Source organism: Kosakonia sp. (genome assembly GCF_032052965.1).
In the GTDB taxonomy this organism is placed as follows: Bacteria; Pseudomonadota; Gammaproteobacteria; order Enterobacterales; family Enterobacteriaceae; genus Kosakonia.
This window is the reverse complement of the sequence record NZ_DAMBVN010000001.1, coordinates 303,416-315,628: the sequence shown is the minus strand read 5'-3', so window position 1 is coordinate 315,628 and position 12,213 is coordinate 303,416. Positions and strand designations below refer to the sequence as shown.

The window sequence follows — 12,213 nt, the reverse complement described above, 5'->3', positions numbered from 1 at the left end:
GACAGGCGGTTTTTTTACACCCTGTTGCGGGGATTCGACTCTCTTCGCTTTAGAACGGCACTGAAACGAGCTGACTCGCCGAAACGCCGTTCGCGCGCCGGCGATACCAGGCGAAATGCCCGAGCCGCGAGAACCACAGACCGAACGTTTCTTGCCGTGCCCGACGTTTTACTTGGCGACGAGGGGTTTAAAACGCGTGGCTATCGCAATCAATACGACGACGCCAGCGCTCATGATCAGCCACGCGTGAGTCAGCGAAGCTGCCTGATCGCGCACAATACCGGCAATTAATGGCATCAACGCGGCGATCAGGTAGCCGCCCCCCTGCACTCTTGACAGTAACTTTCCGGCTTCAGCCGGCGTGCGTGCATGATCCAGCGTCACAATCAGCGATAGTGGGAACAGTGCGCCGATGCCGGTACCAAGCAGCAGCGTTGATAACACAGGTGTCGTTCCCGGCGAAAAGACGAGACACAACAATCCCGCCAGCAACACGAACAGAACGCTAACCAGCGGAACACGGCGGTCAGGAAAGCGCGATATCAACGCTGAGACGGCAAACCCTGCCACCACTTCGGTTAATGTTAACCAGGCCAGCATGTACCCACTGCTGCGGGCGGTCCACCCTGCCTGGATATAGAGAGGCGGCAGCCATGCTAACACCAGCGTGTAGGCTCCGGTTCCTACGCCAAAAAACAACAGCAGTAACCCCGTCCGGGATGAGGATAAATTCACCCCGGCGTACACGGTTTTTTCACGTTGATGATGCCTGGCCCAGGTTAACCAAAATATCAGGGCAAGAAGCGCTAACAGACCGGTGATGGCCAGCGCCGAGGTTAACCCGAACCATGAAAATAGCGGTTCAGCACTGGCGGCCGCCAGCGCAGCGCCAGCCATTATGCCGGTGCTAAACAGCGACATGCAGGTGCTGGCCGATTGCGTATACTCTTTTTTTATCAGGGCGGGCATTAACGCCTGGATCATGCCAATGCTCGCCCCGCCCGCTAACGCCGTGCTCATAAGCCCTGTCAGTGAGGTCGTAAAACCACGACAGACACAGGCGATAAGCAGAATAAAAAGCCCCAGCGTGATCCCCCGAACGGCGCCTGTTCTGGCCAGCAGCCAGGGGCCACCCAGCGCAACGAGCCCCATCATTGTGACAGGCAGTGTGGTTAACAGGCTGAATTCCGTGGCAGATAACCCCACATCACGTTGTAAAACAGGGAATAATGGTCCGATGGAAGCCAGAATGGGGCGAAGATTCAGCCCGACCATAAAAGCGATAAAGGCAAACATAAAAGGTGAGACTGCGATGCGTTTCAAGACCGGATCCTCTTAGGTGAGTGAGCGCTTGAGCAAAATTGCCGCAAGTATTTATCTTAACGTTAAGATAAATGCTCGCCTTGTGTAAGATGTACTGCACAACTCGATAAATTCCCCTTTTAAGGTGCGAAAATGAATGACCATATCGACTTCGTTGTCAGCCAGTGGGACAGCGCGATGCCCGAACTGGACGTCTCTTCAATGAAAATTTTTGGCCGGATGCTGAGAGTGATGAAACATCTCGGCAAAATGCGCGCTCAGGCTCTGGAGCCGTTCGGCTTTCGTGAGGGTGAATTTGACGTCCTTGCCACGCTGCGCCGTGCAGGTGCCCCTTATTGTCTTTCTCCAACACAGTTGTATAAATCGCTGCTGGTCACTTCCGGGGCAATGACCAATCGCCTTAATCACCTTGAAGAACAAGGGCTGATTGAGCGGATCCGTGATCCTGATGACAAACGCAGCACGCTGGTTGGCCTGACCATTAATGGGCAACAACGTATTGAACAAGCGCTGGTCGTTCACACCGCAACGCAAAATGCCATGCTGGCCGGGTTATCTGCCGGACAACGTGAGGAACTTGAAGTGTTGCTAAAGCATTTGCTGCTGGCACTTCCGGATTAAATGAGCGGGATATAGCGCGTTGCTGGCCGTATTTGCTGAGGCGGTGGGACAAAATTGCGGGCTAAAGTATGAGTAGCGAAGTGCGATCCGGCCACGAAATACGGGGCGATGCGAATCGTATCGGACACGGCCTCCTTACCTCCTTTTGCTAATGGTTCCCCCTGCCACTTTCACTGATAACGACATGCCCCAGCACGGCAGATAGAGGAAAATAAAGAGGGCTATACCCGCCTTTTCAGGCAGGCATCCACCTTGCCCGAATTACAGAACCTCAACCACCTCAAACTCTTCAGCGACCAGTTCCATATCTTCAGAAAAACACCCTTCCTGGGTAAAAAATCGCTGATGTTCTCTGCGCCAGTACGCAAGGCTTAAATCTCCCTCACCTTCCTTGCGCGCGAACGCGTCGTTCACGTCACAAAAACGCACCAGCCGCATTGAAACTAATCGGATAACACATACCGGCACATCCTGACCATCAAGGATGATGTTATAACTCCCAATTTTGGGCGGCGATTCATCCTGCTGGTAAGACGTTAATGATCCACATGAGGCCGTTTTAATCCCTTTCAAAATCAGGTCTGCAAGCTCCGAGGCCAATTCGGGGCTGTCCCCTATTTGCCAGGCATTCGCGCCTGGATACTTCATTTTTAATTCGTCGACCGTACGCATCTTAAGCCCTTGCGAATCGCATTTTTAAAAGAAATCTTATATCTGGTTTGAGTGCAAATTGCCCGAACATTCACATCGCTACGTTCCCATTAATATCTCGCTTCAGGCGTCATAACTGTTATCACGCCGCAGTGAAGCGTAATCCTTGTAAACCGGGAGTAATATTGCCGCCAGAAGGGCAACAGGCGCTAATGAGCCCATCCAGGCTAATAAGCGTTTACGTAAACTCATCAGTTTCAGCGCTTTCAGTCTGGCTCTCGTCAACCGGGTGAAGGGCCTGGGTTATCGATTGTTCAACGCATTGTCGGGCATCTGTGCTGGCGAAAGCTCTGAACTGGGGGCCTCTTTTACGCGGGTTATGCGCCATCTTTCCTCGCTGGAAAATGCCGTGTGAACGGTATTGGCGGGCGCGATATTCATCCGGGAAAACCAGGCCTGCTTGCATTGTAAAGACTTAACGCTCGCGCACAGTTTCGGCCTGATTCACCCTCTTCTGTGCCGCGGCTGGAAAATGGCCGGGGGCAATCAAAGCGTCAGAGATGACGAAAAATGGCCGCGATTTTTTCTACGGCGTCTTCTATCTCCTCTTCGGTGTAGGCTGCAAATCCCATTAAAAACCCGGTGGATGTTGGGCTGTTCACATACAAGTCAGAAAGCCCAAGCATATCAATACCCGCACGACGAGCAGCAACAGCAATTGCTGTCTCTGATATTCCCGGCCTGAGGCGGCAAGCCATCTGCATGCCACCCGCTGGCGTTATACAGGTAACAAAATTTGCAAGGAGCCTGTCTACCAGGCTCGCCAGTTTGTCGCGACGAATAACGTAAACACTGCGCATCATCCGGACATATGAACCAAAATGTCCGTCCTCTAAAAATTTGGCCAGCGTCAGTTGGGTGATCGAGGCGGTATGACCATCCATTAATGTCCTGGCTATCGTCAGCGGTTCAACAAGTTCTTCAGGAACGATCATATAGGCAATACGTAGCCCCGGGAAAAGCGACTTCGTAAACGTCCCGATATAGATCGTCCGGTTGAAGGCATCCAGCCCCTGCAAACAGGCCATAGGTTTTCCTTCATAGTGAAATTCACTGTCATAGTCATCCTCAATGATCCATGCCTGGTGGCGGTTTGCCCAGTCGATGACCGCCAGCCGCCGCTCAAGGGACAGTGTGACGCCGGTAGGATACTGATGGGAAGGTGTAAGGTAGATAGCTTTTGTAGGTTCTGTCACTGCATCAAGAGATGCAATGCAGATGCCTTTATCATCAAGCGGAACCGGAATGTTTTTTAATCCGGCAGCTTTAAACGCTTTGCGCGCTCCTTGATAGGCAGGATCCTCCGTCACAATGCCATCTCCGCTGTCCATCAGAACGCTCGAACAGAGTGCGAGCGCCTGCTGGGAGCTAGTCAAAACGATGATACGTTCTGCCGTGGCATGCGCGCCGCGCTCCAGATTGACATATTCCGCGATCGCCCGCCGTAACCGCGCGATACCCTGTGGGGGACTCTGCTCCAGGGCATGGTGGCGATATTCTTTTAGCACCTGCCGTTGAAGACGGTCCCAGGTTTGAGTCGGAAATAACCGTGTTTCGGGGATCCCCGGGGCCAGGGGGCGAGGCAATGAAAATTCGCGTATACCGCCACTCTTATAAATCACCTGTCCACGCGCGCTGAGCTTTGGCTCGGGAACAACTGCCGCTGACTGACGTCGTCGGGAATGTGATTTTAACAACCGGGTACTGGCGGAAACGAAACTCCCTTTGCCCGTATGTCTTTCAATAAAGCCTTCACTGTGTAAACGGATGTAGGCGGATTCAATGGTATCACGGGAAACATTGAGGGATTTAGCCAGGGCGCGTGAGGCCGGAAGGGCTTTACCGTTAGAGAGTGTTCCCTCCAGTATCAACGCCCGTATCGCTCTCTGGATCCTCTCATGCAGAGGTAATGATCCGTTAGCAGGATCAATCATCCATGCCTTTACCGTTTCGAGTTGTGCATGCCTGAACATCAGGATCTCCGTCATGACTCGTTTAGGCCCAGTCTATAACAGGAATGGTAAGGCAACAGCATAAATTGGTCTGCTTGATTTGCCAAAATTGGTGGGGCTAAACGTGCCATTCACCCTTTATAGTTTGTTCCGCAAGCATACGCGGCTATCTGAATGACAGAGGGTTTCTGGCTTTGGCAATAAAGGCCAGCTTATCGTTTCGTTTTTCAAAAATCGAAAATTAATAAGGGCATGAAATCCCCTCACGCGAATTCATCGCGAAATTGAATATCAACTCTTGAAGAGGTCATTATTATGAGTGAAGTGATTGTCACAATTGAAGCAGCCAGGGAAACCGACTACGAAGGCTGGTTACCTATGTGGAAAAATTATCAAATATTTTACAATGTGGATATTGCCGAATCGGTTACAAATCGGACCTGGCAGCGATTTTCCAGCCCAATCGAACCCGTCTTCTGTGCAGTAGCCAGAAAAAATGGGAGGCTGGTCGGCTTTGTTCATTATCTTTTTCACCGCTCCACCTGGGCTGAGAGTGATTACTGCTACCTTGAAGATTTGTATGTCTGCGAAGATAATCGGGGAAAACACGTTGGTAAACAACTCATTGAGCATGTTCAAAAAGAAGCCAGGAAACGCCATGCCTGCCATCTTTACTGGCATACCCATGAGGCCAACTATCGGGGACAAAGATTATATGACTGGGTGGCTAAAAAAAGCGGAATGATTGAATATCGGATGCAAGTAAAATAAGTCCCTTTAGCCAGCCTTACCCCCTTAAATATAACCTGGAAATACTTTATTTAAGGGGTTGTTAACCGCTGGCCAGAATAAGGCTACAGTGTGCGCAATCACCGTTCAGCACATGTTGACTGTGCCGACAAGAATGAAAAGTGAGTATGTAAAGACCTTAAACCGGTGTACCCGGCGCGTCAGCGCAGCATTTTCGAACCGGTGTTTCCGGTAAAATTTCTTTACCCGGCATGTCTTCTGCCAGCGTCTTCTTCATATGGGCGTTATCTTTGTTTGCGAAATGCCATACAGCCTCCTCAATAATACTCCCCGCTACAAATGAATTCTTATCAAATGAACAGTGTGCAAGTTTGATATCTTTTAGTAAGCAAATTATTATTGCGTAGCGATGTGAACGATGTAGGTCATTCCGAAAGGAAAGTAAGAATGGTATTTGGCTTACCCGTAAAAGATTATGTACTTTCATCGCGTTGTGAACATTCCTGAAGCTGGCCACAAATCATTAATTAGAAAAACAACAAAACATATTATCCCTTACTGCTGTTTTTATTTTTTTAAATAATCATTAACCATGCCTAACATTTACAGCCACTGCGGGTTTACAACAAACGGCCTCTTTGATGCATATTCATTCGTAAAATCACAGAAAAAGCCGCCTCTCACTCTGTTGCCGCTTTACAAAAAAACATTGTTTTTCAAAATTATAAAAATATCCGTGTCAAATTTAGCTTGTGCTACTTAATAAATTTGAGCAGTTGTATCTCTTTTCGTTAAAAAATTTGAAGAATTAAAACAGCAATTAAACTATCGATCACTTAATAAAGTTATTGATAGTCAAAAACTATCAATAACTTTAGTTTAAAAAGCTTTTAACGATCAATAACTAAGATTTAACGCAAGAATGCCGATATTACTCATTGATCTTCTTTAAACAGAAGATGCTTTTTTTATATATCAAACAAGGAAAGAAAATGGATAACCGCACAAATATTAAAAAGCTTAATGGCGTCAGCATCAGGAATAAGATAATGCTATCATTTGGCATATTGTTAGTATTGCTTATTATCATTACCGGAAACTCTCTTTTTCGGTTGAGTGAAGCCAGAGATGAAATTTCGCAGATCGTTACCGAAGATTACCCAACGACCGCGCTGGGTAACGATCTTATACGTGAAGTCAATAACTCCACGACGTTACTGCTCAGCGCTCTTCTTGAAAAGGATCCTGCAGAAAAAGCCAAACTAATAACAGATATTAACGAAAAATCGCGTCAGATAAATTCACTTTACACACAACTGAGTAAAGAAGCAGACGATGAAGCCTCTCAGTCATTACTTAAGTCGGTCACTCAGGCACGAAGCAACTATATTAATTCGCGAGCCATTGTGATCAATAACCTGCAATCTGATCCGGATACAGCCAGTAGTGAATATAAGCACACTACGCGGGATCAGCAAATGAAGTACATTGAAAAAATAAATCAATTCATTGCACTTCAGCGTAATGAAATGCAGAAGTCCTACACGGGTTTTCTGCATGATTACAGCATGAGTAAGGTGGTGATGATTATTATTGGGTTGATCAGTCTGGCTTTCGGCTCGATTACGGCATTCCTTATTTCCAGGGCAATCGTTACTCCTATAAAGCACGCGGTAGATGCGGCGACACGGATTGCCGGGGGAGATCTGAGCTCCGAAATTAAGGTAACTTCTAAAGACGAAACCGGTCTGTTGACCAGTGCCATTCATCACATGCAGGAAGAATTAAAGAGAATTGTGATGGAGATACGCAGCGGCGCAGAGAACATTGCGACCGGCGCCTCGCAGATCATGGCCGGAACGCGCGATCTTTCTGCCCGCACGGAGGAGCAGGCAAGTTCAGTTGAGCAGACAGCCGCCTCAATGGAGCAAATCTCTTCGACGGTAAAAAACACCGGCGATAACACGGCAAACGCATCACAACTCTCTGAAAGAGCGAGCCACGTTGCCCGGGACAATGGCAAACTGATGACGTCACTGACGCAGGAAATTCAGAACATCAGCAGCTCGGCAGACAAAATGTCTGACATCATTAATCTTATTGATTCCATTGCGTTCCAGACCAATATCCTTGCGCTTAATGCCGCCGTAGAAGCCGCACGCGCAGGGGAACACGGCAAAGGGTTTGCGGTCGTCGCGCAGGAAGTTCGTAACCTTGCGCAAAAAACCGCTAACTCATCGAAAGATATCCGCACCCTGATTGAAAACTCAACTCAACAGAGCCTGCGTGGTCTGGAAATGGTTCGGCAGGTAAACGGTAAAATGGATGAAATGGTTCTGGATGTGGACAATGTGTCCGGCATTCTGAAGGAAATAGAACGCGCCAGTCTTGAACAAAGCGATGGCGTTCACCAAATTAATATTGCCATCGGTCAGATTGATACCGCCACCCAACAAAACGCAGCACTGGTTGAAGAGTCTGTTGCCGCATCGGAAATGCTCAACGAGCAGGCAAGGGTAATGAAAGACCTGGTGAGTGTGTTCCGGGTTGCCGGTACAGCCAGCTAACGTCAATCATTAATGTTGATAACGTGATAATGCATGTCCGGTAAGGGTGAGGCTTTACCGGATATGCCAGACCGCGGCTGCAAATCCGCGCTACACTCAAGTCGCAAAAGATAATCACCGCGCGCTTAAGGAGAAAGGCATGTCAGTTAAGGATCTTGCCCGCATGGGCGCAGCCAGCGTAGAACGTCTTATGGACGAAACCGGGCATTCGGTCATCGAGAAAGGCCCTGTGGGTGAGGTGGAGTACGCTTTTTATCAACACGCAGCCCATGAACTTGCTCTGGCTGGCGTTACCGCACCTGAATTGTTGTCTGCCGATCCTCATATACGCAAGCTAAGACTGGAATACATTCCCCACCCGGTTGACCAGACTGCCGCAGCGGGAGATGACATCCTGCTTATGCTGGGGCGCCTGCATGATTATCCCGCCAGGCCAGAATGGCGTTACCATCCCCATTCCTGGTCCGCATGTGCACTTGAAAAATCGCTCGCGCTTCTGGCATTACCCCACCACGCCGCACAACAGCTCCGCCATTTCCAACGCTGTAGCGATGTATTGTTTTTTCAGACATGCCTGATTTCTGGTGACAGTAATGCCGGCAACTGGGGGAGAAGAGATAACGGCGATCTCGTTCTTTTCGACTGGGAAAGGTTCGGTACAGGAAGCCCGGCCATCGATCTCGCGCCCCTGATTAAGGGAATGGGGACGCAGCAGGCATTTATTGACCTCGCAGAGCGTTATCAGCGCCTCTCTTCCCGTTCCCCCTCAAAAACGTTGGCGAGAGACATAGCTATTGCCAAAGCATGGGTTGTGACGGAAGTGGTGATACTTCTTCATGAGCGGCAAAAAGCCGAACTGCCCTTCTATCTCGACTGGTACAGGAATCATCTTCCTGGCTGGTTAGAGAACAGCGTAAACCTGCTTTAAGTGACCGCTCATCTTATTACCCGCTATACCCCATCCTGGCCCGTTCGCCGTGCTCAGTCTGCCCCCGCCTTCATTGCACTCGTGGAGGCGTGCGTAATCAGTACATCCGCATATCGCCACCAGATGAACAGTGCAATAAGCGCAATAACGCTAAGCACCCCGAAGGCCGTGGCAAAAGAGTAATGCCCGGCAATTGCCCCTGTTAAGGCGGGACTCATGGACGCGCCGATGCCTTGCATCAGCATCACCACACTCTGCCCTGCATTGACGTGCCCGCTTCCGCGCAACAATTTCACAATAAAACCCGGCACCGCCACGCCCAATATCGCTGCGGCGAGCCCATCCAGTATTTGTACGGGTACCATCATTAACGGCGCATCTGTAGCTGCGGCCAGCGCTGCTCTCACAGGCATGATCAGCAGGGCCAGCATAATCAATCGCCAGTATCCGTATTTGTCGATTCTCAGCGCAACCCATAACGCGACCGGGATCATCACTGCCTGAGAAATGATCACGGTGGCGGCAGCATACAAACCGGGATTAATGGCTGCTGAGGTGGCAGCAACCCGCATGCTGAGCATGGGTAACAGGGCGGCATTGGCCAGGTGAAACAGCAATAATGTGAATCCCGTGATAAGCAGGGGTGTATGTTTGGTAAGGATGGAGAAACCGGGCACCGCTTGAGCGGCCGCAGACTCCAGACCTCGCGCCCTGTTGTTATCGATATCCTTGTGGCGAATGGCCAACAACGCCCCCAGCGTCAGCAGCGTCGTACACCCCATCAATAAGAAAATGCCGCCAATTCCCCCATACCAGGCGATGCCGCCGGCGATCAGCGCCGTCAGGAAATTCCCGGCATGATTGAAGGCTTCATTTTTCCCCATCTGCGCACTAAACCCCTTTTGCCCTGTCAGACCCAGCGTAATCCCCGTGAGCAGCGGGCCGATAAACGCCGCACATATGCCACTTATAATTTGGGAGAACGCAGCTATGCCGCTACGTTGGTTGAACCAGAGCAAAAGCGTACTCACGGTGATCATCACGCAGAGCAAAGCCAGCAGTCCGCGTTTGTTTTTTGCGGTGTCGGTGATAAAACCCGCCGGGAGTGTGGCCAGTAACCCCGCTACGCCACCGGCTGTCATTAATAGCCCCACTTCATCAGGTTGCCAGTGGCGCTGCGTCAGGAATATCCCCAAAAAAGGCCCCAGTCCGTCACGAACATCAGCAATAAAAAAACTGGTCAGGCATAGCGCACGCAATGAACGAAGAGACATAGTAAGGGCCTTCAACAGGTTAACGGACTCTGATAGCGACAACCTGCGTCCCATCAATTCCCCATACAGAACATCGTGAAGTATATTGATGCTCAATGAAAATGAGATGTCTTCCGAAAGCGCTGGCGCTGAGCTCGCGAACGGGTAAGCTGTGTGCTCATTGACCTTACTGATTCCTGTCCTATGATCGTGACCACCACTTCCAGGCTTATTCTCCGCGCATTTAACGAAAAAGATGCGCTTCCACTGCTGGACTATCTCTCTTCACCGCGTACGCCTTGTTTCCAGGATGAGAAGTTAAATTCGTTCGCTGAAGCCAGGGCAGAAGCAATCAAACGATCGGGCGATAGCAGCCAGTTCGCCGTATGTCTTAAAGACAATGATCATTTAATTGGACATCTCTTTGCTGACAACAGGGATGAGCCTGACACAAATACCTGGTCAGTCGGCTGGCATTTTAATTCGCGGTATGAAGGTCAAGGGCTTGCGACAGAATCGGTTTCCGCGCTTTTTCACGTGTTGTTTACGCAGCAGAAAGCCCGGCGTTTGTATGCGTATGTGGAAGATTACAATCTCGCATCGCAAAAACTGTGTGAACGCCTGCATATGCGGCGTGAAGGCTGTTTCAAAGAGTTTGTTTCATTCGTCAACGAAGAGGGCATTGAACGCTTTGACGACACGTTCATTTATGCGTTGCTTCGCAAGGAGTGGAACGCCCGCTCTGGCGTGTGATAATAAACCCTGCTATTTGTGCATGCACACATAGCAGGGCCACGACGTTGCCCTGACACGTTACCGTTAAGCCTGTTAAACAACAGGTTATTTCACGGTTAGCAGATCGGCATAGCGTGTGGTGTACCGTGGCGACAACATTTCACGCTTCATCTGCCACGGTTGCTGAATCCCCTGGCTGGCGAAATAAAGCGTCCCTCGCCCTTCTTTTGTATTCAGGTGGTCCAATACCGCCATTAACTTCTGGCTGTTTTCCCGCGGCGCGTTGTCGTCAAATAAATTAAGTTGCGCCACCCCCTGGCTGTAAAAGTCGCCAAGCATTACCCCGGCTTTCTGATACCGGTAGCCCTCTTTCCAGATAGCTTCCAGACAGCGCGTCGCCGCCGCGATGATATCCCTGCTGTCCTGGGTTGGCGTCAACAGCGTGACCGATGCACGATTACCATAATAGGGTTCGTTTAACGTGAACGGCGAGGTTTTGACAAATGCGGAAATAAACCGGCAGTACTGGTGCTCGCTGCGCAGCTTTTCCGCCGCCCGGGTAGCATAACTGCAGATAGCCTGACGCATTGCTTCGTAATTGCTGATGCGGTCACCGAAGGAACGAGAACAGATGATCTCCTGTTTGTCCGGCACAAACTCTTCCAGCTCAAAACACGGTTCGCCCCGTAACTCACGGACAGTCCTTTCCATAACGACATTAAAATGTTTTCTGATAAATCGGCTATCCGCCTCGGCCAACTGCAACGCAGTCTTGATACCCAAGCTTTCAAGGCGCTTCGTTATACGCCGACCTACCCCCCACACTTCGCTAACCGGTAGGAAGGCCATTAGTTTTCGCTGACGATCGACATTCGATAAGTCCACCACGCCCCCCGTCTGTTGTGGCCACTGCTTTGCGGCATAGTTTGCCAGTTTGGCCAGCGTCTTGGTTTGCGCAATGCCGACGCCGATCAGCAGGTGGGTACGCTGCAGTACCGCATTTCTAAGTTCGCGCCCGAATCCGTTCAAATCGCGGTAGTTCCGCATGCCTGTCAGATCGCAAAAAAGTTCATCGATAGAGTACAACTCGCAGCGAGGAGACAGCTCCTCAATCGTGGTCATCACCCGGTTGGACATGTCGGCATAGAGTTCATAGTTGCTACTGAAGCACACCACGCCGTAACGCCTGAACACCTCTTTTTGTTTGAAGTACGGCTCGCCCATTTTTACAAAGGGCTTTGCTTCCGCAGACCGCGAAATGACGCAACCGTCGTTATTGGACAACACAACTACCGGTCGCCCCTTCAGATCCGGGCGAAACACGGTTTCGCAGGAGGCATAAAAAGTGTTCACATCGCACAATGCATACATGA

Annotated in this window: 10 protein-coding genes; 5 read left to right on the top strand and 5 right to left on the bottom strand. The window is 50.1% G+C overall.

Translation table 11 applies throughout. The features are described from left to right. Positions 1–168 precede the first annotated feature (168 nt). Positions 169–1,296 (bottom strand): MFS transporter, encoded by a 1,128-nt coding sequence (locus RTX30_RS01535; RefSeq protein WP_409429791.1) that lies wholly within the window; start codon positions 1,294–1,296, stop codon positions 169–171. Between the two features lie 159 nt (positions 1,297–1,455). Between RTX30_RS01535 and RTX30_RS01530 the strand changes: the two genes are divergently transcribed. Next, the gene (locus RTX30_RS01530; RefSeq protein ID WP_312686130.1) at positions 1,456–1,944 is read left to right on the top strand and encodes a MarR family transcriptional regulator; all 489 of its coding nucleotides are present in this window, start codon (positions 1,456–1,458) and stop codon (positions 1,942–1,944) included. Positions 1,945–2,205: 261 nt separating this feature from the next. On the opposite strand, the gene RTX30_RS01525 is transcribed toward RTX30_RS01530, so the two are convergent. Both RTX30_RS01525 and RTX30_RS01520 read right to left on the bottom strand, forming a co-directional pair. Then, entirely contained in the window at positions 2,206–2,616 is a 411-nt protein-coding gene (locus RTX30_RS01525; RefSeq protein ID WP_312686128.1) for an ASCH domain-containing protein, read from the bottom strand. Between the two features lie 533 nt (positions 2,617–3,149). Next, positions 3,150–4,628 (bottom strand): PLP-dependent aminotransferase family protein, encoded by a 1,479-nt coding sequence (locus RTX30_RS01520; protein ID WP_312686803.1) that lies wholly within the window; start codon positions 4,626–4,628, stop codon positions 3,150–3,152. A 294-nt stretch (positions 4,629–4,922) separates the two neighbouring features. Here RTX30_RS01520 and RTX30_RS01515 point away from each other — a divergent pair, with 294 nt between their 5' ends. From RTX30_RS01515 to RTX30_RS01505, 3 genes are all read left to right on the top strand, one after another. Beyond that, entirely contained in the window at positions 4,923–5,378 is a 456-nt protein-coding gene (locus RTX30_RS01515) for a GNAT family N-acetyltransferase (RefSeq protein ID WP_312686126.1), read from the top strand. Positions 5,379–6,349: 971 nt separating this feature from the next. Continuing rightward, positions 6,350–7,924 (top strand): methyl-accepting chemotaxis protein, encoded by a 1,575-nt coding sequence (locus RTX30_RS01510; protein ID WP_409429790.1) that lies wholly within the window; start codon positions 6,350–6,352, stop codon positions 7,922–7,924. A 139-nt stretch (positions 7,925–8,063) separates the two neighbouring features. Beyond that, the gene (locus RTX30_RS01505) at positions 8,064–8,852 is read left to right on the top strand and encodes a phosphotransferase (protein ID WP_312686122.1); all 789 of its coding nucleotides are present in this window, start codon (positions 8,064–8,066) and stop codon (positions 8,850–8,852) included. A 53-nt stretch (positions 8,853–8,905) separates the two neighbouring features. Here the strand turns inward: RTX30_RS01505 and RTX30_RS01500 are convergent, their stop codons facing one another. Next, positions 8,906–10,126 (bottom strand): MFS transporter, encoded by a 1,221-nt coding sequence (locus RTX30_RS01500; protein WP_312686120.1) that lies wholly within the window; start codon positions 10,124–10,126, stop codon positions 8,906–8,908. Between the two features lie 183 nt (positions 10,127–10,309). On the opposite strand from RTX30_RS01500, the gene RTX30_RS01495 reads away from it, so the two are divergent. Beyond that, a complete protein-coding gene (locus RTX30_RS01495) occupies positions 10,310–10,858 on the top strand; it encodes a GNAT family protein (protein WP_312686118.1) in 549 nt (182 codons plus the stop codon). Positions 10,859–10,945: 87 nt separating this feature from the next. Here RTX30_RS01495 and RTX30_RS01490 read toward each other — a convergent pair whose 3' ends face one another. After that, complete coding sequence (locus RTX30_RS01490; protein ID WP_312686116.1) at positions 10,946–12,211, bottom strand: Y-family DNA polymerase; 1,266 nt, start codon at positions 12,209–12,211, stop codon at positions 10,946–10,948. Positions 12,212–12,213: the final 2 nt, after the last annotated feature.